Origin of the sequence: Rhizobium mulingense (genome assembly GCF_029194105.1) — a bacterium.
Lineage (GTDB): Bacteria > Pseudomonadota > Alphaproteobacteria > Rhizobiales > Rhizobiaceae > Rhizobium > Rhizobium mulingense.
The window spans coordinates 281108-301401 of the sequence record NZ_JARFVE010000002.1 but is presented as its reverse complement, the minus strand read 5'-3'; the positions used below and the strand labels follow the sequence as shown (position 1 = coordinate 301401).

Sequence of the window (20294 nt, the reverse complement as noted above, 5' to 3'; positions counted from 1 at the left end):
AATTCATCGCGAAGTCCTCGTATGTGACCCCCATCGCGCCCGGCGCGGTATATGCGGTTGTAGCTCAGTTGGTTAGAGCGCAGGTTTGTGGCACCTGAGGTCGGAGGTTCGAGACCCCCCAACCGTACCATCTTTCCCCTTCAGAGTGAAAATCCGGTCCCTATCGTTTCAATGGAACCCATGCCGACGCGCGCCGTTCTCCAGGTTAACGGGAGAATATGCATGTCGAAAACCCTTCTCTACGGCGCGACAAAAATCGATGAGACCAACAGCGCCTATGCGCCGATCAAAAGCCTAGCCGCCTTCCAGTGGAAGAACCGTGTCTTCATTCTTTTCGCCGACAGGGACAATGCCCGCGCGGCGCGCCAAGAAAACCAGCTGCTTTCTGATCGCGCGGCGCTCGATGAGCGCGATATAGTGGTGCTGAAGGTCTCGGCCGGTAATGTCCGGCCGCTGTTCGGCGCTGCCAATGGCCTTGACGGCGAAGCGATCCGTCACGATCTCGATGGGCCGGAGGCGGGCGAATTCGCAGCCTTCCTTCTCGGCAAGGATGGAACCGTCAAATTGAAAGTCAGCGAGCCGATCACCAGCGGCGAACTCTTCGCCATTATCGACAGCATGCCGATGCGCGCTGCCGAGACGCTGAAGCCGGACAAATAGCCCGACGAACATCGCAAACATGAAGGGAGGCGGTCATGTCCGTGCCCAACGAACCCATTCCCGATCAGCCGCCGATGCCGGCACCCGGCTGGAAGCCGGTGCCGCCGATCACCGAACCGGAGCCGGACCGGCTTCCGGATGAAGCGCCTGTTCCCAATCCGGACGAGAATGACGAGCCGGCCAAACACGCTTCCGGGGGTTAAAGGAAGATTTGCCGTTCGGCGCTGACAAGTTCCTGCAGGAAGTCGACGACACTGCGGACGCGTACGAGGTCGCGCGCCGTTTCGTGATATGTGGTCCAATAGGCGCGGCGGATCGAAACGTCAGGAAGGATGCGCTGAAGTTCCGGATATTGCCGGGCGATATAATCGTGCAGGATTCCGATGCCGGCGCCCGATCGCACTGCCTCCGTCTGGCCGATCGCCGTGGAGATTTCGAAACCGGCGTCCCAGCTGCGCATCACCTCGCCGGAGAAATTCAGCGAGGCGGTGAAGAGCAGGTCTTCGACATAGCCGATGCGCGGATGCGCCTTCAGCGTCTCGACGTGGCCGGGCCTGCCGTGGCGGGCGAGATAGTCGCGCGAGGCATAGAGGCCGAGGGTATAATCCGTGAGCTTGGAGGAGACGAGGCGGCCCTGTTCGGGACGCTCCAGTGTGATTGCGATATCCGCCTCGCGCTGCGACAGCGAGAAGGAGCGCGGCACCGGCACCAGCTGGATTTTTAACGCCGGATGGCGCTCGATCAGCCTGCCCATGCGCGGTGCCAGAAAGGAGACACCGAAGCCGTCGGGCGCGCCGACGCGCACCGTGCCGGCGATTGCCGTGTCAGTGTGGCCGAGATTGGCCTGCACTGCCAGCATTTCGGTTTCCATGCGCTCGGCGGCATGCAGGAAGACCCCGCCTTCGGCCGTCAGCTCGCAGCCATTCGTGCGGCGGATGAAAAGCCGCGTCTTCAACGCCTCTTCGAGCGACGTCAGCCGCCGTGAAAGCGTGGCGTGATTGAGCCCCAATCGCTTCGAAGCGGCCAGGATCTGCCCGGTGCGGGCGACGGCAAGGAAAATGCGGACATCGTCCCAGTTCATGGTTTGGCACGCATGACAATCGGATCGACATCGATGAGCGTCAGCGATGTCACCATGCCGGCCGTCTCCTGCTTATATTTGAGGAAATGCAGTGTCCGCAGATGGGCCTCATAGGCTTCCTGGTTCGCGTAGACCTCGAGGATACGGATCAGGGTTGGATTGTTCCGGAGGGAAACGGCGCTGAGTGAGAGAACGCCGTCTTCCAGAGCAAGCGACGCTTCGATTTCTTCTGTAAGCAGGGCGCGGTAGGCTTCCAGCTTGGCCGGATCGATCTCCAGCTCCGCCATCCTGACGACAGGTTCCCCGCTCATCGGCTCGACCTCTCCTTGGGTTTGACTTGTTCAAATGGGGTGCCAAGTTTGGAAATATCAGCACCCGATGCAACAATCGAGCTATATTATGCGCACAACGGTTGCTTATATCAGCGCATTGATTTGTGCAAATTGAAGTGCGATTGTAGGCCATCCAAACAGGAGGAACATCCATGCGTGAGATCGGACATTTCATCGGCGGCCAGCAGGTCGCCGGCACCAGCGGCCGTGTCAGCAACGTCTACAATCCGGCAACCGGCGAAGTGCAGGCGACCGTCGCACTCGCAAGCGTCGAGGAATTGCGCGCGGCCGTCGAAAACGCCAAGGCTGCGCAGCCGAAATGGGCTGCCACCAACCCGCAGCGCCGCGCCCGCGTCTTCTTCAAATTCGTCGAACTCCTGAACAAGCACATGGACGAGCTTGCTGAAATGCTCTCCAAGGAGCACGGCAAGACGATCGAGGACGCCAAGGGCGACGTCATCCGCGGCCTCGAAGTCTGCGAATTCGTCTGCGGCATTCCGCATCTCGCCAAGGGCGAATTCACCGAAGGTGCCGGTCCGGCGATCGACATGTATTCGATCCGCCAACCGGTCGGCATCGGCGCCGGCATCACCCCCTTTAACTTCCCCGGCATGATCCCGATGTGGATGTTCGCACCCGCGATCGCCTGCGGCAACGCCTTCATCCTGAAGCCGTCCGAGCGTGATCCCTCCTTGCCGATCCGTCTTGCCGAACTGATGATCGAGGCCGGACTGCCGGCCGGCATCCTCAACGTCGTCAACGGCGACAAGGGCGCGGTCGATGCGATCCTCACCGATCCCGATATCGGCGCCGTTTCCTTCGTCGGCTCGACGCCGATCGCCCGCTACGTTTACGGCACGGCGGCAATGAACGGCAAGCGCGCCCAGTGCTTTGGCGGTGCCAAGAACCACATGATCATCATGCCGGACGCCGATATGGATCAGGCCGTCAACGCGCTGATGGGCGCGGGCTACGGTTCGGCCGGCGAGCGCTGCATGGCGATCTCGGTTGCCGTCCCGGTCGGCGAAGAGACCGCCAACCGCCTCGTCGAGAAGCTGACGCCGAAGATCGAATCGCTGCGCATCGGCCCCTACACCGACGACAAGGCCGACATGGGCCCCCTCGTCACCAAGGACGCCTATAACCGCGTCCGCGGCCTGATCGACCGCGGCGTCGAGGAAGGCGCCAAGCTCGTCGTCGATGGCCGCAATTTCAAGCTCCAGGGCTATGAAGACGGCTATTTCGTCGGCGGTTGCCTGTTCGATCACGTCACCCCCGAGATGGATATCTACAAGACCGAGATCTTCGGACCGGTTCTCTCCGTCGTTCGCGCCCAGAATTACGAAGAAGCCCTGTCTTTGCCGATGAAGCACGAATACGGCAACGGCGTCGCCATCTACACCCGTGACGGCGATGCCGCCCGCGATTTCGCCTCGCGCGTCAATATCGGCATGATCGGCATCAACGTTCCGATCCCGGTTCCGCTCGCCTACCACTCCTTCGGCGGCTGGAAGGCATCGAGCTTCGGCGACCTCAACCAGCACGGCACCGACTCGATCAAGTTCTGGACCAAGACCAAGACCGTCACCGCCCGCTGGCCCTCCGGCATCAAGAGCGGCGCCGAATTCGTCATGCCGACGATGAAGTGATCTGACGATAGATCGATCTGCAATTCGGGGGCCTTTCGGCCCCCGTTTTACTAAAGTCTAGGAATCACGTCGCTGCCGCTCTGCTGGGCTGTGATCCCCAGCCTCAGCAGGCGGAATAGACGTCGCGGCAAATGGCCTCATAAGCTGAATGCGAATTTCATATTTTGGAATTGTTCAAAACTACCAAACCGCCTATATAGGTCTGAACGGGCACGAGTCAGGAGAATGGCATGCGGTTGACGAAGCAGACCAACTATGCGGTTCGCATGTTGATGTATTGTGCTGCCAACGACGGGCAGCTGAGCCGCATCCCGGAAATCGCCAAGGCTTACGGCGTTTCCGAGCTCTTTCTTTTCAAGATCCTCCAGCCGCTGAACAAGGCGGGACTGGTCGAGACGGTGCGCGGTCGCAATGGCGGCGTGCGGCTCGGCAAGCCGGCGGCCGACATCACCCTCTTCGACGTGGTGCGGGTCACGGAAGACAGTTTCGCCATGGCCGAATGCTTCGAGGATGACGGCATGGTCGAGTGCCCACTGGTCGACAGCTGCGGCCTGAATTCGGCGCTGCGCAAGGCGCTCAACGCGTTCTTTGCCGTGCTTTCGGACTACACCATCGACGATCTCGTCAAGGCCCGTCCGCAGATCAATTTCCTTCTTGGACTGACCGGAGAGCAGGGGTACCGCAAGCCCGCGATCGTCGTCCCGGCCGCCTAAATTCACAGCAGAACAGACTTGTAAAACCGCGGTTGCCCCGGCAGCCGCGGTTTTTGTTTGCGGCATTTTCACCAGGCTCGCGGATGCGGGGAATGGTCATAATGCGCAGCTAAGGAGGTGCAATATCCAAAATGCGACGAAATTCTGCCGGTTTTTATCCGAATATTTCGAAATGAGGCCGATTTTTGACCTAAAATTTCTAAAATTGTCCATCTGGAAAAATTTTCTCCGTAGCCCGTTGCTTTCAGTAGATAAATGTCGTTCCATCGACCGTCGATCGGGATGCCTAATCTGCGGTCTCCAGACATCAAAAAAGAACAACCGGGAAACAAATATTATGAAAAAGATCTCTGTCATGCTGGCAGCGACGGCCCTGATTTCGGTCATGGCGACGTCGGCCTGGTCCAAGACCCTTGTTTATTGCTCTGAGGGTTCGCCGGAAGGCTTCGACCCGAGCCTCTATACGGCAGGCACGACCTTCGACGCCTCGTCGCGCACGGTCTACAGCCGCCTCGTCGAATTCAAGCATGGCGGCACTGAGATCGAACCCGGTCTGGCCGACAGCTGGAGCGTTTCGGACGACGGCAAGGAATACACCTTCAAACTTCATCCCGGCGTCAAGTTCCAGACCACCGACTTCTTCACGCCGACGCGCGATTTCAACGCCGACGACGTCGTGTTCTCCTTCGAGCGCCAGCTGAAATCCGACAATCCCTGGAACAAATATGTCGAGGGCGGCTCCTACGAATATGCCGCCGGCATGGGCTTCCCTGAGCTGATCAAGTCGGTCGAGAAGGTCGATGACCTTACCGTTAAGTTCACGCTCAACCACCCGGAAGCGCCGTTCCTGGCCGACCTCGCGATGGATTTCGCTTCCATCATGTCCAAGGAATATGCCGACAAGCTTGCCGCCGACGGCAAGATGGCGCAGCTCAACCAGCAGCCGCTCGGTACTGGCCCCTACACCTTTGTCGCTTACCAGCCAGATGCCGTCATCCGTTACAAAGCGAACGAAACCTACTTCAAGGGCAAGGAAAAGATCGACGATCTAGTGTTCGCCATCACCTCCGACGCCGCGGTGCGCGCGCAGAAGCTGAAGGCCGGTGAGTGCCACCTGATCCCCTATCCGAATGCTGCCGACGTTCCCGAACTGAAGAAGGATGAGAACCTGACGGTTCTCGAGCAGCCCGGCCTCAACGTCAGCTACCTCGCCTACAACACGCAGATGGCGCCGTTCGACAAGCCCGAAGTCCGCCGTGCGCTCAACATGGCGATCAATAAGCAGGCGATCGTCGATGCCGTCTTCCAGGGTGCGGCGACCGTTGCCAAGAACCCGATCCCGCCGACGATGTGGTCCTATAACGACGCCGTTCAGGACGAGAAATACGACCCGGATGCCGCAAAGAAGGCGCTCGCCGATGCTGGCGTCAAGGACCTCAGCATGAAGGTCTGGGCGATGCCGGTTTCGCGTCCATACATGCTGAACGCCCGCCGCGCCGCCGAGCTGATTCAGGCCGATTTCGCCAAGATCGGCGTCAAGGTCGAGATCGTCACCCATGAATGGGCCGAATATCTGAAGCTCTCCTCCGACGTGAAGCGTGACGGTGCCGTCATCCTCGGCTGGACCGGCGACAATGGCGATCCTGACAACTTCATGGATACGCTGCTCGGCTGCGATGCCGTCGGCGGCAACAACCGCGCCCAGTGGTGCAACAAGGAATATGACGACCTGATGACCAAGGCCAAGCTGACCGCCGATGTCGGCGAGCGCACCAAGGCCTACGAGCAGGCGCAGCTGATCTTCAAGAAGGAAGCCCCCTGGGCGACCCTCGACCACTCGCTCGTCTTCGTTCCGATGAGCAAGAAGGTCTCGGGCTTCAAGATGGACCCGCTCGGCATTCACCGTTTCGACGGCGTCGACGTATCCGAATAACAAGAATAATGTAAGAATGCCCGGCAGAGCTGGGCGCAGCCGGCGGTCAGGGTCCTCCTGACCGCCGGAAACTATTGGACATCTGCCATGTTGCGTTTTTTCATCGGCCGCCTTGCGGTGCTGATCCCGACATTCCTCGGCGTTTCCCTGATTGCCTTCTCTTTCATCCGCCTGCTGCCCGGAGATCCCGTCATGCTGCTCTCGGGTGAACGCGTCATGGCACCGGAGCGGCACGCCCAGATCATGCACGATCTCGGCTTCGACCGGCCCATGTATATGCAGTATTTCGATTATCTCGGAAAAGTGCTGCAGGGCGATCTCGGCACCTCGATCGTCACCAAGCGGCCCGTTCTCGGCGAATTCCTGACATTGTTTCCGGCAACGCTGGAACTGTCTTTCTGCGCCATCATCCTTGCCGTCTGTCTTGGGGTGCCCGCCGGCGTCTTTGCGGCCGTCAAGCGAGGCACGTGGTTCGATCAGAGCGTGATGGGTGTCGCCCTCGTCGGTTATTCCATGCCGATTTTCTGGTGGGGTCTGCTGCTCATCATCTTCTTCTCCGGCTATCTCGGCTGGACGCCGGTTTCCGGCCGGATCTCGCTGATGTATTTCTTCAAGCCGGTGACCGGCTTCATGCTGATCGACAGCCTGCTGTCAGGTCAGAAAGGGGCCTTTGCTTCGGCCGTCAGCTATCTCATCCTGCCGACCATCGTGCTGGCGACCATCCCGCTCGCCGTCATCGCCCGCCAGACGCGCTCGGCTATGCTCGAGGTCCTCGGCGAGGATTATGTCCGCACCGCACGCTCGAAAGGTTTGAAGCCGCTGCGCGTCGTCGGCGTGCATGCACTGCGCAATGCAATGATCCCCGTCATCACCACGATCGGCCTGCAGATCGGTGTCCTTCTTGCCGGCGCCATCCTCACCGAGACGATCTTCTCCTGGCCGGGCATCGGCAAATGGATGGTCGATTCGGTATTCAAGCGCGATTACGCGGTGGTGCAGGGCGGCCTTCTCCTGATCGCCGGCGTCATCATGCTGGTCAACCTGATTGTTGACGTCCTCTACGGCTTCATCAATCCGCGCATTCGTCACTAGGAGCGGTCCATGAGCACGGTCACCGTTAAAACCGGCCAGCCATCCGCTCTTGCGGAATTCTGGCACTATTTCTCCCGCAACAAGGGCGCCGTCATCGGCCTCTTTGTTTTCGTCGTCATTCTCGTCGTTGCGATCTTCGCACCGGTCTTTGCGCCACATGCGCCAAACGAGCAGAACCGAGAGGTGCTGCTCGCCGTGCCTTCCTGGATGGAGGGAGGCCACGCCTCCTTTCCGCTCGGAACGGATGCCGTCGGCCGCGATATCCTCTCGCGGCTGATCTACGGCGCGCGGTTCTCACTCTTCATCGGTGTCGTGGTCGTCACACTTTCGGTCATATGTGGTGTCCTGATCGGCCTCGTCGCCGGCTATTTCCGCGGCCGGATCGATACCGTCATCATGCGCCTGATGGACATCATCCTGGCCTTCCCGTCGCTGCTGCTCGCGCTCGTGCTGGTGGCGGTCCTCGGTCCTGGCCTGACCAACGCGATGATCGCGATTTCGCTGGTCAACCAGCCGCATTTCGTGCGGCTGACCCGCGCCTCTGTCATTTCGGAGCGTGAGAAGGAATATGTGATCGCCTCACGGGTCGCCGGAGCAGGCACCCTGCGGCTGATGTTCAAGACCATCCTGCCGAACTGTCTGGGGCCGTTGATCGTCCAGGCGACGCTTGCCTTCTCGGCGGCGATCCTCGATGCCGCCGCCCTCGGCTTTCTCGGCATGGGTGCCCAGCCGCCGACGCCCGAATGGGGCACGATGCTTGCTGAATCCCGTGAGTTCATCTCGCGCGCCTGGTGGGTCGTAACATTTCCGGGTCTTGCCATCCTCATCACCGTTCTTGCCATCAACCTGATGGGCGATGGCCTGCGCGATGCGCTTGACCCCAAGCTGAAGAGGTCGTGATGCCGCTCCTCGAAATCGAAAATCTGACTGTCGAATTCCAGACGTCTTCCGGTCTTTTCCGCGCCGTCGATGGCGTATCGCTTGCCTGCGACAAGGGCGAGATCCTGTCGATCGTCGGTGAATCCGGCTCCGGCAAATCCGTTGCCATGCTGGCCCTGATGGGGCTTCTGCCCTGGACTGCCAAGATCACCGCCGACCGCATGCAGTTCGACGGCCAGGATCTGCGCGGCATCTCCGCCCGCCAGCGTCGAAGGATCGTCGGCAAGGACATGGCGATGATCTTCCAGGAGCCGATGTCGAGCCTCAATCCGTGTTTCACCGTCGGCTTCCAGCTCGGCGAGACCCTGCGCTTCCACATGGGCCTCAACCGGAAAGAGCGCCGCGAACGCTCGATCGAGCTCTTGAACCTCGTCGGAATTCCGGCGCCGGAAGACCGGCTCTCGAACTTCCCGCATCAGATGTCGGGTGGGATGAGCCAGCGCGTCATGATCGCCATGGCGCTCGCCTGCAATCCGAAGCTCCTGATCGCCGACGAGCCGACGACCGCGCTCGACGTGACGATCCAGGCGCAGATCCTCGATCTGCTCGTGCGCCTGCAGAAGGAGCACGGCATGGCGCTGGTGCTGATCACCCACGATATGGGTGTCGTTGCCGAAACCGCCGAGCGCGTGCAGGTGCAATATGCCGGCCAGAAGGTCGAGGAGCAGCCGGTGAGGGCGCTGTTTCGCGATCCGCACCACCCCTATACGGCAGCCCTGCTCGCCGCCCTTCCGGAACGCGCCAAAGTCGGCCAGCGTCTCCCCTCGATCGCCGGCGTCGTGCCCGGCCAGCATGGCCGCCCGACAGGCTGTCTGTTCGCGCCACGTTGCGGCTACGCCACGGTCGAATGCGATCGCGGCGTCGTACGCCAGGGGCCGGAGCTCGGGCTGGCTTTATGCAATTATCCATTGAAGGACGGCAAGCCGCTAGGGCATCCCGGCGTGATGCGCGTCGAAACTGCAGGAGACCTGGTATGACGGGCGCTGTTCTCGAGGGCAGGGATCTCGCCCGCTTCTACACCGTCAACCGCGGTCTCTTCAAAGCCGACGCCACCGTCAAGGCGTTGAACGGCGTCAGCTTCAGCCTCCATTCCGGCAAGACCCTTGCCGTCGTCGGCGAATCCGGTTGCGGCAAGTCGACGCTTGCCCGTCTGGTCACGATGATCGAGGATCCGACGGCCGGCGAATTGCTGATCGACGGCAAGCCGGCGCGAGTCGGCGACCGCAGCCTGCGCAGCCAGGTGCAGATCGTCTTCCAGAATCCCTACGGCTCGCTCAACCCGCGCCAGAAGGTGGGTGCAATTCTGGAAGAGCCGCTGAAGATCAATACCGATCTCGATGCCGGTGCCCGCCGCCGCAAGGTGGAGGAGATGATGGCCCGCGTCGGGCTGCGCCCGGAACATCACGGCCGCTACCCCCATATGTTCTCCGGCGGCCAGCGGCAGCGCATCGCCATTGCCCGCGCCCTGATGCTTCGGCCGAAGGTGCTGGTGCTCGATGAACCGGTTTCGGCGCTGGATCTGTCGATCCAGGCGCAGGTGCTGAACTTGCTTATGGATCTGCAGAAGGAGATGGGTCTTGCCTATCTCTTCATCTCGCACGGCCTCTCGGTCGTCCATCACATCGCCGACGAGGTGATGGTGATGTATCTCGGTCGCCCGATCGAAACCGGTCCTGCAGCCGAGGTCTTCGCCCGCCCGCGCCATCCCTATACGGCCGCCTTGCTGTCGGCGACCCCCATCGCCGATCCCGAGCGCGCCAAGAACCGCATCCGCCTGCAGGGCGAACTTCCATCGCCGCTGAAGCCTCCGTCAGGCTGTCACTTCAACCCGCGCTGCTGGAAGGCGCAGGACTATTGTCGCCAGGTTTCTCCCGAATTACGGGGAGAAGGCGCACAGCAATATGCCTGTCATTTCCCGCTCGACTGAGCGGGAGGCCGCCGTTTGAGAGGAAACATGCAGGACGACCCGATCAACAAACCTCATGCGATCATCGTCATGGGGGTCAGCGGCTGCGGCAAGTCCTCGGTCGGCGAAAAACTCGCCGAGGCCTTGCACCTGGCCTTCGTCGAAGGTGATGCGCTTCATCCCGCTTCCAATGTCGAGAAGATGTCGAAGGGCATTCCGCTGACCGATGAGGATCGGATGCCATGGCTCGACCTGATCGCCAAACGCATGCATGCCTCGCTGGAAAAAGGAGAAGGCATCATCGTCTCCTGTTCGGCGCTGAAGCGCATCTATCGTGAGAGACTGAGGGGTGCTGCCGGCGGCAATCTGTTCTTCATCTACCTCGAAGGATCCAAGGCGCTGCTGACGAAGCGAATGGGTGAGCGCAAAGGACACTTCATGCCAGTCTCGCTGCTCGAAAGTCAGCTTGCGACACTCGAGGTGCCGACGGGCGAACAAGGCGTTGTCACCGTCGACATCGACGACACGGTCGTCGGCATTGCGGCGACGGCCCTGCGGGGTCTCTCCACCCTCGGTGTTATGGTTTGAAGCGCTGCGGCGAGTAAGCCGAGATATCGATGAGCGGCGTCTCGCCGGTGATAAGTTCCGCGAGCACGCGGCCGGTCACCGGCCCGAGCGTCAACCCGTGATGGGCGTGGCCGAAGGCGAACCACAGGCCCTGATGGCGAGGAGCCTTGCCGATGACAGGCATCATGTCTGATGTGCAGGGGCGCGCGCCCATCCACGGTTCGGGATCGAGCCTTTCTCCGAGCGGGAAGATCCTGTGCGCCACGGCTTCCGCCCGGTCGAGCTGCACCGGCGTCTTCGGCGCGTCGAGCCTTGCGAACTCCGCCCCCGTCGTCAGGCGAATCCCGCGGTTCATCGGCGCCAGCAAATAACCGCGCTCGGCATCGAGGATCCAGTTGTTGAGCACGGCATTGCCCTTGGCGGCATAATGCATGTGATAGCCGCGCTTGATCCCGAGGGGAAAGGAATAACCGAGCCGGCGCGTCGCGACGGCTGCCCAGGGGCCGAGCGCGAGGACCGCATCCTCCGCTTCGAGTGCGCCCTCGCTGGTCATGATCTTCCAGCCGGCGCCGAACTGGCCGAGCGAGGCGGCGTCGCCTGTGACGAAGCGGCCGCCGAGGCTTTCGAAATAGCGGCGATAGGCCAATGTCAGCGCATGCGGGTCGAGCACTGACCAGGGATCACGCCAACGGATACCGCCGGCGAAACGGACGGTCATATCGGGTTCCATGCGGGCGATGTCGGCCGGCGTCAGGCTGTCATAGTCCACTCCGAATTCGGTCTGCCAAAGTGCGGCCTCTGCAAGGGCCTCGTCGCGCGCCGCTTCCGTCCGGAAAATCTTCATCCAGCCGTCCTTGCGAATCAGCGCCTGCGCCTGCGAGGCCTCGATCAGGTCCTTGTGCTCGGCAACCGAGTTTTCGATCAGCGGCGCATAGGCCCGGGTGATGACCGCGTGGCGCCGGGCATTCGAATTCCACCAGTAACGGGCGAGAAAGGCGAGCTGGCTCGGCAGCGCACTGAGATGATAATGGGCATCGATTTCGTTGTTGAGCGCATAACGCAGCAGCAGGCCGAGCTGCTGGGGGAAGCCGTAAGGTGCCACCCCTTCGCGCTGGATCAGGCCAGCATTGCCGAAGGAGGTTTCGCTGCCCGGATCCTTGCGGTCGATCAGCGTCACCTGCCGGCCGCGTCGCTGCAGATGGATGGCAGTGGACACCCCGACGATGCCGGCGCCAAGCACGATTGCGTTTATTGTCATTCCCCTGCATTCCGCTTGATTATCCGGTAAAATGCCCGGGCCGAACCCGGGGCGCAAACGAAAAATCGCGTTCATTTCAAAATCATTGCGCTTTCCAATGCGGCATTTTCGACCTTTATCCGCACATGCAGGATGGCGGCATTGAAAAGCGAAAAGACGACCGCAAAGACCGGCAGGCCAAAGGCGAGAGGAAGGGTCGCGATCTCGCCGGCGACGATCGCATAGTTCGGATGCCGGAGAAAGCGGTAGGGGCCGGAGCGGATGAGTGGTGCCCCTGGCAGAATGATGATGCGAGTCGTCCAGCGGTCCTTCAGCGTCGCCAGCACCCAGAGCCGCAGCGCCTGTAGCCCCATGAATATCGCCAACCAGAAGGGCTCGATTGGTCTGCCGGGCGCCAGCAGCCAGAGGCCGATGATCCAGACCGCGTGCAGCGCCACCATCAGGGGATAGTGTTCGGGCGCGACCTCTCTGGCACCCCTGGTACGAAGGGCGGCGGTGTTGCGCCGGGCAAGCACGAGCTCTCCCAGCCGCTGCAGCGTCACGAATGTCAGAAGTACGATCGACGGCCACATCATGCGGTCCTCCGAAGCGTCACGCAGCTCGCCGAGAAGCCCGGGCCCATGGCGATCATCGCCGAGCGCTCCGGCAACCCGGCGCGGATCGCCCGCTCCAGCACGAAGAGAACGGTCGGCGAAGACATGTTGCCGTATTCGGCAAGCACGGCTCGTTCGTGATCGAGTGTGCCGGATGTCAGTGAAAGCGCGCTCTCCATTGCGGCCAGCACCTTTGTACCGCCGGGATGGCAGATGAAGCGGTCGATGTCTGTCAGTTCCAGACCGTTTCGCGCCAGAATGGCCGTCACCGCCGGGGCGAGCTCCCGTTCGGCGAAGGGCGGCAGCGATTGGGCCAGCACGATGCCGAAGCCGCCGTCGTCGATCTTCCATCCCATGATATCGAGCGTGTCGGGAAACAGGTGCTCGCCGGTCGATTCCACTTCCGCTAGGCCGCCTTCGCTAGCGCGGAGCACGCAGGCGGCCGCGCCGTCGCCGAACAGCGCCGTCGCGATGATGTTTGGCCGCGTCAGTTCGTCCAGCCGGAAGGCGAGCGTGCAAAGCTCGATCGAGACGAAAAGCACGACGGCGCCCGGCCGGCTGCGGGCTAGCCGTGCCGCGATCGCAAAACCCGAGACGCCGGCAGCACAACCGAGCCCGAACACCGGCACCCGCTCGATATCGGTCCTGAAGCCCATTCGGCGGCTAAGCTGCGCATCGAGGCTCGGCGTCGTAAAGCCGGTGGAAGAAACGGTGACGACACAGTCGACATCGCCGGCTTCAAGCCCGGCCCGGCGAAGTGCCGAGGTGGCCGCCTCGACGAACAGGGCGCCTGCCACCTCCGCATAGGCCTGCATGCGGTCCTGCCAGCCATGCGGCTCGTCGAACCAGGCAAGCGGCCGTGCCGCATGGCGCTTGTAGATACCGGCGGTGTCGAAGACGCGCGCAAGATGATGGAAATCCTCGAAACGGCCGGCAAACAGCCGAGCCGAGGCTTCGGCCGCCTGGTTTTGGAAAATGACATGTTCAGGCGTGGCGGTGGCGAGGCTGACGAGTCTCACGGTATCGGTCACGGAATTCTCCTTGTCTTCCCGGCACAACGCTGAGAACACCCGGTCCCGATGATTTATTCGGCGTCGATGGCTTCACGAAGCAGTGATGAAGAAAATGGAGGGGCCGGCGAATAAGACCCGGGGCAGCGGTGTTCACTCCTCGCAACGTCACTCTCGAGGAGTTCTCCCATGACGATCACGACAGTCCGCATCGCTTCCATCCTTCTCGGCGGCTGCCTTGCCGCTTCCCTCTTCACCGGCCCCGTCTTTGCTGTCGGCAATGACAACAGCACGATGCCGACCTGCAAGAAGGGTGAGATCTACGACCAGAAGACCAAGAAATGCGTCAAGCAGCAGAGCGCCAATGTCTCGGACGAGAACCGTACCGACTATGCCTATTCGCTGGCCAAGGCCGGCCGCTATGAAGAGGCGCTTGCCATGCTCGATACTGTCAAGGACCAGAGCAGCGCAGAGGTGCTGAACTATCGCGGTTACGCCACCCGCAAACTCGGCCGCACCGACGAAGGCATCTCTTATTACCTGCAGTCGGTGAAGATGGATCCGCAATACGCCAAGGTCCGCGAATATCTCGGCGAAGCCTATGTCATCAAGGGCCGGCTCGACCTCGCAAAAGAGCAGTTAAACACGATCAAGACGATCTGCGGCACGGCTTGCGAGGAATATCAGGATCTGAACGCGGCGATCCTCGACCCGTCGAAGATCTGAGCTTAGGTCACTGGCGGGAAATGGAGCCGGGAAAGGATATCCGAATGTCGGTCGCGGACGCTACATTTCCTGCCTATAGTCGCGCGAGAATGGCATCGCCGGTTTATCAGGCGGTTCCAAGGGATGCAGGATCGGCGGAGGCTGCCATCGCGAGCGAAGCGGATATCAGGAGCGGTCTGACGGAAAACCTGGCCAGGCTCTGGCGTTATGGTCTCGTCCTCTCGCACCAGCGTGATGTCGCCGACGACCTCGTACAGGCGACCTGCCTTCGCGCGCTCGAGCGCGCCGGTCAGTTCGTCCCCGGCACTCGGCTCGACCGCTGGTTATTTTCGATTCTGCATTCGATTTGGCTGAACGAGATCCGCTCACGCCGGGTGCGCCAGGGCCAGGGTTTCGTCGATGCCGGCGAGGCGCTGACTTTCGACGGCGCGCACGATGCTGAAACACATGTGATGGCGGGGCAGGTGCTGAAGCAGGTAAATGCGTTGCCCGAGGCGCAGCGCACGGCGGTTTTCCTCGCCTATGTGGAAGGACTTTCCTATCGCGAGGTTGCAGGGATATTGGATATCCCGATCGGCACCGTGATGAGCCGGCTGGCGGCCGCCCGCGCCAGGCTCTCCGGCGCCAGACCTGAAGGGGAACGGCCATGAGCACCAAACACACCATTCCCTCCGACGAGGATCTCACAGCCTTCATCGATGGCGAGCTGACAGCGCAAGAGACAGCCCGCATCGAGGCCATCGTCCAGGAAGATGAGAGCGTCGCCGAACGGCTGAATTTCCTGGCGCGCGCCAGCCTGCCGTTCGAGCAGGCTTTCTCCCCGCTCCTCTCCGAAGCCCCGCGGGAGAAACTGGAGGCGATGCTCGCCGCCATTCCTGCGCATGAGAACGCAAGATCTATCGCGGCGCCCGCGCCCACGCGCCGTCGCTTCCTCGGCGCTCTCGCCGCTTCGCTTGTCGCCGGCATCGCCATCGACCGCGCCGTTATCGGCATCGGCAGGGGTTTTTCGGCAAAGGACGAAAACAGCGAATGGCGCGCCGCGGTCGCCGACTATATTTCGCTCTATACCGCCGAAACGCTCGCCGGCCCCGTCCCCGGCAGGCAGGACCAGGCCGACCAGCTCGCTAGTCTCGACGAGAAGCTCGGTCTGTCACTCTCCCCGGAAGCCGTCTCGCTCCCGGGGGTCGATTTCAAACGCGCCCTGCTGCTGCAATATGACGGTAAGGCGCTCGCCCAGATCGCCTATCTCGACCCCGAGACCGGCCCGATGGCGCTCTGCATAGTGAAATCTGACGCAGGGCCGAAGGCGCCAGACCTTGAAAACCGCAATGGTATGAATGTCGTCTACTGGTCGAATGCGACGCATGCCTTCATGCTGATCGGACATGCTGCGGCGGACAGGATGACGGGGATTGCGGAAGGGGTGAGGGGGAGGGTAGCTGTCTGAGGACCCCACAAACCAAGTAGTACTTTGTGCAGCGTTCTCCAACACGGTTGCGCACCTGTTTCGAGTATGCAAGCTTAACTCTATCTTATGCAGGGGACAAAGATGCGCACAGATGCCGGCCTGATGAATATGTATGACGACTATTATGCTGATGGGGTAGTAGCCGAGAAGCGGGCCATCGCTGCTCGTCAGTCAGTGGCTCATATACGGACCGTTGCTGGAAACCAAAAATTTGATTCGGTCATCGATATCGGCGCGGGAGAAGGAGCGGTGTTGGCCGAGCTCCATGCTTCCGGCTTTGCGAAAGATTTTTCAGCAGTCGAGATTTCTCCCTCCGGGGTTAGTGCTATAAAGGCCCGTTCGATCCCCGCTGTCCGTTCTGTCGATCAATTCGACGGATACAAAGTTCCTCATCCTGACCAGGCTTTCGATTTAGCCCTCGCCGTTCATGTTCTTGAACACGTCGAGCACGAGCGAATGTTTCTCCACGAGGCCAAACGTGTCAGCCGGAAACTTTATATAGAAGTGCCGCTCGAACTGACCAGCAACCTCGACAGGTCAATCCGCATGTCTGGTCCCTATGGGCATATTAACTTCTACACGCCCGGCTCTTTCGAGAACTTATTGAAAACCTCGGGTTTAAACATCGAGAAGATGATGATCTTCGCTCATGATATAGAGTATGAGCAATATCTTTCCGGACGGGCAAAGGGTTGGCTCAAATACCAGATCCGCCAGAACCTGCTTCGCTTTGCCCCCAAGGTGGCCGTTAGAAATATGGTGTATATGGCTGGTGCACTCTGCTCGTCTCGCCCAGGCTCTGCAATCGGTATCAACTGACAGGGCGGGCACTCGCAATGCGCAGGCAAATGTTCTGATGCTGCAGATCAATCAGACCTATAACGTCTCGACAGCGCCGCGTCTTGTGGAACTGGACGGGCTGAGGGGCGTTGCAGTCGGCATGGTGCTGATATGGCATTTCGTCGGCGCACCATTGACGTCACGGGATAATTTTTTATTCAAGGCTATACATGATGTGACCATCCTAGGACGCACCGGCGTCGACCTGTTTTTTGTCCTGTCCGGTTTTCTTATCATCGGTATCATTCTCGATCGGCAACAACCCGCATTTCGTTTTTTGAGGCATTTCTATCTGCGGCGTGTACTCCGCATTGTGCCATCTTATCTAGCGTTGGTCTTTTTATTCTGGAGCGCCGTATATGCAGGCGCTAGTAACGCCGTGTTCAACGCTGATACTCCGCTTTGGCGCCATTTGACGTTCACCCAGAACATCTGGATGGCGACCCATGAGCAATGGGGTCCAGGCGGCATATCTGTAACTTGGTCCGTCGCAATCGAAGAGCAGTTTTACCTCGTTTTCCCTTTTGTCATCCTGTTTCTTCCAAAGCGAATGTTGCTGCCAATGCTAGCGCTCGTGGCCGGCGCGTCGATCATTTACCGGTCAGTCGGTTATTTCGGGTACGGCAGTGTCTTTACGATGTATGTGCACACCTTTAGCCGCCTTGATGGACTTGCAGAGGGCGGGGTTGTCGCCATTCTGTGGCGGGATGATCGCTTTAGAGAGTGGCTCCGTCGGAATTTGTCTGGGTGGACCAAAGCGGTTGGGATCCTTGCCTTCGGATTCATACCCCTCGTCGTGGGAATGTCAAACAACGTCGCATCGACTACAGCAGCATGGGGGCATACTTATCTCGCACTTCTGTATAGCGCACTGCTCATTTACATTCTTGGCTCTCTGGGAAGCGAGAACCTTAAATATCTAAGGAATGAAAAACTACAGAAGTTGGGTCGGATCTCTTATACGCTCTATCTTGTTCATCCACTGATGTTGTCGGCAATTTATATCGGAGGCCGCCAGCCGGAAGCGCTGCATAGCTTCGGCGCCGTTCCTCTGTCTGCTTTGGCGCTTGTGTTGTCCTTATGGTGGTCTTACGTCAGCTTTCGTTTCTTTGAAAAACCGCTGACGGACTGGGGCAGGAAATGGACCTATTGAAGACCTAACCTCGGCCCTTGGCCATAGATGAACCATTGGCTAGAGCCGGGATGGCAGCAAAGGGCAGGAACCGCGGATTGCAACGGGGAGCGGTATCAGCTTCACGCAAAAGGGCGGTTTGCAAAAGACATTCCCGGAAAGCTCGGGTTCGCCGGTTTCCTCTGAGAGATCAAGATTGACTTTTACAACAGGAACACCCAATGAGACATCCACCTGCCGAGAGTCCGATATGGCAATGGTACGGTCATCGATAACAAAGTCTGGTGCTTTCCTGATGCCACGGGCTCGCGAGCAAATTATGGGTCTTCCAAATACGTTAATGCCTCGGCATAGCCGTATGGCTGGCTTGGCCATCGTACGGCAGCTGATGGCAGACCGACATCTGCCTTGTCGGATTTTTACTGGCGGACTCAAACAGCTTAATTTGATCGAGCAGTTGAATGTTCGCCAGCTCTTAGAGAGAGCGCGCCCTTACAGGGCTTATCTCGCGAAAGTCTGCGGCGTAGATGCAGGCATTATGCAGTCAGTTGGTTTAATCTACCAAAGCTTGGTTGAATTGAATGTTGCCTTACGCGCCGCGGTTCGAAAACTTCTCCTGATCGGATCCAGTTTATATAGCCGAAGGGGAAACTTGGTACTGCGTGATCTAGGGTACGCGCAGCGACATGCTATGCCCAGACAGCATGTCTCGATGTCAACGTAAGTCGAATGAGAGCGCTTACGATCGTATGGGGAAAGAGATCTTGATAAAATTCGCTATCGTCGGATGCGGGCGCATTGCCAAAAGGCATTCCGAACTCTTGGGTCTGTCACAGATAAAAGGTGCGACGCTCGTTGCAGTTTGTGATGTTGTGGAAGAAAAAGCAAAGGAATTTGGAGAGCGGTTCGACGTTCCTTACTATCAGTCAATCGACGAAATGCTTCAGAGCACGGAGGTGGATGTCGTATCGATATTGACGCCAAGCGGTATGCATGCAGAACACGTCATTACGGCGGCGAAATATAAACGACATATCGTCGTCGAAAAGCCAATGGCCCTGACTCTGACCGATGCTGAAGCGATGATCAAGGCTTGTGACGAGAATAATATTCGATTGTTCGTCGTCAAGCAAAACCGTTTCAACGTCCCGGTCGTGAAGGCGCGCGAAGCTCTTGATGCGGGACGCTTCGGTAAGCTCGTGCTCGGCACGGTTAGGGTCCGATGGTGCCGCGATCAGAGTTACTATAATCAGGATAGCTGGCGCGGTACCTGGCAATATGACGGCGGCGTCCTTGCCAATCAGGCAAGTCATCATATCGACATGTTGACTTGGTTCATGGGTGATGTCGAAAGTGTTCACGCGCGAGCAGCGACAGCGTTGGTGGATATCGAGGCGGAAGACACTGCCGTCGCCACACTGAAGTTCTGCAACGGCGCACTCGGCATTATAGAAGCTACCGCAGCAACTCGACCCAAGGACATTGAAGGATCGATTTCGATACTTGGTGCTGGGGGCTCTGTTGAGATTGCAGGCTTTGCGGTGAACAAGATCCGCACCTGGCAGTTCGGCGACAATGACTTAGGCGATGAGCATGTTATGGAGAAATACTCGGTTAATCCTCCAAACGTTTATGGTTTTGGTCATCAGGCTTATTACGAACACGTCGTCGATTGCCTAGTGAATGATACAAAAGCTCTGGTGGATGGTCATGAGGGCCGCCAGAGTCTTGAATTGATCTCGGCGCTTTATGAATCAATCGCTTCGAATAAAGAAGTGAAACTTCCTTTGGAATTGAAACACTCAAAACTGGGACGGTCTTCCCAATGAGCGACGGCTTTCCCACGCTTTGGAAGGCGCAGGTCAGGGACGTCGTTTGTGGCGCTCGCGTAAAAATAGTTGAGCCAGCCAATGTTTATGAATGCGAACTTGCCGATGATTGCTTTGTTGGCCCATTCGTGGAAATCCAGAAGGGCGTGAAGATAGGGCCGCGCACAAAAATTCAGTCACATAGTTTCATATGCGAACTTGTCGAGATTGGGGAGGATTGTTTCATTGGGCATGGGGTAGTTTTTGTGAACGATCTTTTTTCGGGAGGTGGGCCTGCACGGGGAAATCGCGCGCTCTGGAAGGAAACTCGAATCGGTAATCGGGTTTCGATTGGCTCAAACGCCACGGTCCTTCCAGTTCAGATATGCGACGACGTTGTCATCGGCGCAGGCGCCGTTGTAACCCGGGATATCACCATTTCCGGCATCTATGCCGGCAATCCCGCCCGGCCTATACCTCGTACGGCAAGCAACGAAGCTTAGTTTGTTCGGAAATGTCGTCGTTGGTAGATAACCGGCGCCTTTGGCTTTGTGAGTTGGCGGCGCTGCCACACGCGGAAATCATGA

General features: G+C 59.4%; 22 protein-coding genes and 1 tRNA gene. 18 read left to right on the top strand and 5 right to left on the bottom strand.

Translation table 11 applies throughout. The annotated features are described in order from the left end of the window. The first annotated feature begins 53 nt into the window (after positions 1-53). The 3 genes from PYR71_RS01615 (at position 54) to PYR71_RS01605 (ending at position 863) form a co-directional block, all read left to right on the top strand. Positions 54-130, top strand: a tRNA-His gene (locus tag PYR71_RS01615). 92 nt (positions 131-222) lie between these two features. After that, complete coding sequence (locus PYR71_RS01610) at positions 223-660, top strand: DUF4174 domain-containing protein (RefSeq protein ID WP_275617990.1); 438 nt, start codon at positions 223-225, stop codon at positions 658-660. A 35-nt stretch (positions 661-695) separates the two neighbouring features. Further along, positions 696-863 carry a hypothetical protein gene (locus PYR71_RS01605; protein WP_275617989.1) on the top strand — a complete coding sequence of 56 codons (168 nt, stop codon included), beginning with the start codon at positions 696-698 and terminating at the stop codon, positions 861-863. Here PYR71_RS01605 and PYR71_RS01600 read toward each other — a convergent pair. Then, a complete protein-coding gene (locus tag PYR71_RS01600) occupies positions 860-1741 on the bottom strand; it encodes a LysR family transcriptional regulator (RefSeq protein WP_275617988.1) in 882 nt (293 codons plus the stop codon). The two genes, PYR71_RS01605 and PYR71_RS01600, sit on opposite strands and share 4 nt — an antisense overlap. Continuing rightward, a complete protein-coding gene (locus tag PYR71_RS01595) occupies positions 1738-2052 on the bottom strand; it encodes a putative quinol monooxygenase (RefSeq protein ID WP_275617987.1) in 315 nt (104 codons plus the stop codon). The genes PYR71_RS01600 and PYR71_RS01595 overlap by 4 nt, the downstream gene beginning before the upstream one ends. Before the next feature lie 173 nt (positions 2053-2225). Here PYR71_RS01595 and PYR71_RS01590 point away from each other — a divergent pair, with 173 nt between their 5' ends. The 8 genes from PYR71_RS01590 to PYR71_RS01555 all read left to right on the top strand — a co-directional run bounded on the left by PYR71_RS01590 (position 2226) and on the right by PYR71_RS01555 (position 10893). Beyond that, entirely contained in the window at positions 2226-3722 is a 1497-nt protein-coding gene (locus PYR71_RS01590) for a CoA-acylating methylmalonate-semialdehyde dehydrogenase (protein WP_183918575.1), read from the top strand. A gap of 230 nt (positions 3723-3952) precedes the next feature. Next, the gene (gene rirA, locus PYR71_RS01585; protein WP_010060089.1) at positions 3953-4435 is read left to right on the top strand and encodes an iron-responsive transcriptional regulator RirA; all 483 of its coding nucleotides are present in this window, start codon (positions 3953-3955) and stop codon (positions 4433-4435) included. 337 nt (positions 4436-4772) lie between these two features. Then, positions 4773-6368 (top strand): ABC transporter substrate-binding protein, encoded by a 1596-nt coding sequence (locus tag PYR71_RS01580; protein WP_183918576.1) that lies wholly within the window; start codon positions 4773-4775, stop codon positions 6366-6368. Positions 6369-6455: 87 nt separating this feature from the next. After that, positions 6456-7460: an ABC transporter permease subunit gene (locus tag PYR71_RS01575; protein ID WP_038686996.1), complete on the top strand. Its 1005-nt coding sequence runs from the start codon at positions 6456-6458 to the stop codon at positions 7458-7460. Positions 7461-7469: 9 nt separating this feature from the next. Beyond that, positions 7470-8360 carry an ABC transporter permease subunit gene (locus tag PYR71_RS01570; RefSeq protein ID WP_183918577.1) on the top strand — a complete coding sequence of 297 codons (891 nt, stop codon included), beginning with the start codon at positions 7470-7472 and terminating at the stop codon, positions 8358-8360. Continuing rightward, complete coding sequence (locus PYR71_RS01565) at positions 8360-9376, top strand: ABC transporter ATP-binding protein (protein WP_038687001.1); 1017 nt, start codon at positions 8360-8362, stop codon at positions 9374-9376. The genes PYR71_RS01570 and PYR71_RS01565 overlap by 1 nt, the downstream gene beginning before the upstream one ends. Further along, entirely contained in the window at positions 9373-10326 is a 954-nt protein-coding gene (locus tag PYR71_RS01560) for a peptide ABC transporter ATP-binding protein (protein WP_183739612.1), read from the top strand. The genes PYR71_RS01565 and PYR71_RS01560 overlap by 4 nt, the downstream gene beginning before the upstream one ends. A 27-nt stretch (positions 10327-10353) precedes the next feature. Continuing rightward, entirely contained in the window at positions 10354-10893 is a 540-nt protein-coding gene (locus PYR71_RS01555) for a gluconokinase (protein ID WP_275617986.1), read from the top strand. Here the strand turns inward: PYR71_RS01555 and PYR71_RS01550 are convergent. The 3 genes from PYR71_RS01550 to PYR71_RS01540 form a co-directional block, all read right to left on the bottom strand. Beyond that, positions 10883-12130 (bottom strand): NAD(P)/FAD-dependent oxidoreductase, encoded by a 1248-nt coding sequence (locus PYR71_RS01550; RefSeq protein ID WP_275617985.1) that lies wholly within the window; start codon positions 12128-12130, stop codon positions 10883-10885. The genes PYR71_RS01555 and PYR71_RS01550 overlap by 11 nt on opposite strands. A gap of 71 nt (positions 12131-12201) precedes the next feature. Continuing rightward, positions 12202-12705 (bottom strand): isoprenylcysteine carboxyl methyltransferase family protein, encoded by a 504-nt coding sequence (locus tag PYR71_RS01545; RefSeq protein ID WP_275617984.1) that lies wholly within the window; start codon positions 12703-12705, stop codon positions 12202-12204. Next, positions 12702-13754, bottom strand: a complete 1053-nt coding sequence (locus PYR71_RS01540) for a type III polyketide synthase (RefSeq protein ID WP_275617983.1) — start codon at positions 13752-13754, stop codon at positions 12702-12704. Before PYR71_RS01540 ends, PYR71_RS01545 begins: the two co-directional genes overlap by 4 nt. 168 nt (positions 13755-13922) lie before the next feature. Here PYR71_RS01540 and PYR71_RS01535 point away from each other — a divergent pair, with 168 nt between their 5' ends. From PYR71_RS01535 to PYR71_RS01505, 7 genes are all read left to right on the top strand, one after another. Next, on the top strand, positions 13923-14459 hold the full coding sequence (locus tag PYR71_RS01535) for a tetratricopeptide repeat protein (RefSeq protein ID WP_275617982.1): 537 nt from the start codon (positions 13923-13925) through the stop codon (positions 14457-14459). Positions 14460-14503: 44 nt separating this feature from the next. After that, on the top strand, positions 14504-15109 hold the full coding sequence (locus PYR71_RS01530; protein ID WP_275617981.1) for an RNA polymerase sigma factor: 606 nt from the start codon (positions 14504-14506) through the stop codon (positions 15107-15109). Next, complete coding sequence (locus tag PYR71_RS01525; RefSeq protein WP_275617980.1) at positions 15106-15906, top strand: anti-sigma factor family protein; 801 nt, start codon at positions 15106-15108, stop codon at positions 15904-15906. Before PYR71_RS01530 ends, PYR71_RS01525 begins: the two co-directional genes overlap by 4 nt. A gap of 102 nt (positions 15907-16008) precedes the next feature. Next, complete coding sequence (locus tag PYR71_RS01520) at positions 16009-16746, top strand: class I SAM-dependent methyltransferase (RefSeq protein ID WP_275617979.1); 738 nt, start codon at positions 16009-16011, stop codon at positions 16744-16746. A gap of 37 nt (positions 16747-16783) precedes the next feature. Beyond that, on the top strand, positions 16784-17920 hold the full coding sequence (locus PYR71_RS01515) for an acyltransferase family protein (protein WP_183918585.1): 1137 nt from the start codon (positions 16784-16786) through the stop codon (positions 17918-17920). 743 nt (positions 17921-18663) lie between these two features. Next, entirely contained in the window at positions 18664-19728 is a 1065-nt protein-coding gene (locus PYR71_RS01510) for a Gfo/Idh/MocA family protein (protein ID WP_275617978.1), read from the top strand. After that, complete coding sequence (locus tag PYR71_RS01505; RefSeq protein WP_221953961.1) at positions 19725-20210, top strand: acyltransferase; 486 nt, start codon at positions 19725-19727, stop codon at positions 20208-20210. The genes PYR71_RS01510 and PYR71_RS01505 overlap by 4 nt, the downstream gene beginning before the upstream one ends. The last annotated feature ends 84 nt before the right edge of the window (positions 20211-20294 follow it).

Bases quoted from the DNA above. Each gene is read 5' to 3' on its own strand.
- PYR71_RS01555 (WP_275617986.1), top strand. From the start codon at position 10,354: ATGCAGGACGACCCGATCAACAAACCTCATGCGATCATCGTCATGGGG.
- PYR71_RS01600 (WP_275617988.1), bottom strand. From the start codon at position 1,741: ATGAACTGGGACGATGTCCGCATTTTCCTTGCCGTCGCCCGCACCGGG.
- PYR71_RS01565 (WP_038687001.1), top strand. From the start codon at position 8,360: ATGCCGCTCCTCGAAATCGAAAATCTGACTGTCGAATTCCAGACGTCT.
- PYR71_RS01525 (WP_275617980.1), top strand. From the start codon at position 15,106: ATGAGCACCAAACACACCATTCCCTCCGACGAGGATCTCACAGCCTTC.
- PYR71_RS01530 (WP_275617981.1), top strand. From the start codon at position 14,504: ATGTCGGTCGCGGACGCTACATTTCCTGCCTATAGTCGCGCGAGAATG.
- PYR71_RS01515 (WP_183918585.1), top strand. From the start codon at position 16,784: ATGCTGCAGATCAATCAGACCTATAACGTCTCGACAGCGCCGCGTCTT.
- PYR71_RS01520 (WP_275617979.1), top strand. From the start codon at position 16,009: ATGCGCACAGATGCCGGCCTGATGAATATGTATGACGACTATTATGCT.
- PYR71_RS01575 (WP_038686996.1), top strand. From the start codon at position 6,456: ATGTTGCGTTTTTTCATCGGCCGCCTTGCGGTGCTGATCCCGACATTC.
- PYR71_RS01610 (WP_275617990.1), top strand. From the start codon at position 223: ATGTCGAAAACCCTTCTCTACGGCGCGACAAAAATCGATGAGACCAAC.
- PYR71_RS01570 (WP_183918577.1), top strand. From the start codon at position 7,470: ATGAGCACGGTCACCGTTAAAACCGGCCAGCCATCCGCTCTTGCGGAA.
- rirA (WP_010060089.1), top strand. From the start codon at position 3,953: ATGCGGTTGACGAAGCAGACCAACTATGCGGTTCGCATGTTGATGTAT.
- PYR71_RS01545 (WP_275617984.1), bottom strand. From the start codon at position 12,705: ATGATGTGGCCGTCGATCGTACTTCTGACATTCGTGACGCTGCAGCGG.
- PYR71_RS01535 (WP_275617982.1), top strand. From the start codon at position 13,923: ATGACGATCACGACAGTCCGCATCGCTTCCATCCTTCTCGGCGGCTGC.
- PYR71_RS01595 (WP_275617987.1), bottom strand. From the start codon at position 2,052: ATGAGCGGGGAACCTGTCGTCAGGATGGCGGAGCTGGAGATCGATCCG.
- PYR71_RS01550 (WP_275617985.1), bottom strand. From the start codon at position 12,130: ATGACAATAAACGCAATCGTGCTTGGCGCCGGCATCGTCGGGGTGTCC.
- PYR71_RS01605 (WP_275617989.1), top strand. From the start codon at position 696: ATGTCCGTGCCCAACGAACCCATTCCCGATCAGCCGCCGATGCCGGCA.
- PYR71_RS01580 (WP_183918576.1), top strand. From the start codon at position 4,773: ATGAAAAAGATCTCTGTCATGCTGGCAGCGACGGCCCTGATTTCGGTC.
- PYR71_RS01560 (WP_183739612.1), top strand. From the start codon at position 9,373: ATGACGGGCGCTGTTCTCGAGGGCAGGGATCTCGCCCGCTTCTACACC.
- PYR71_RS01505 (WP_221953961.1), top strand. From the start codon at position 19,725: ATGAGCGACGGCTTTCCCACGCTTTGGAAGGCGCAGGTCAGGGACGTC.
- PYR71_RS01590 (WP_183918575.1), top strand. From the start codon at position 2,226: ATGCGTGAGATCGGACATTTCATCGGCGGCCAGCAGGTCGCCGGCACC.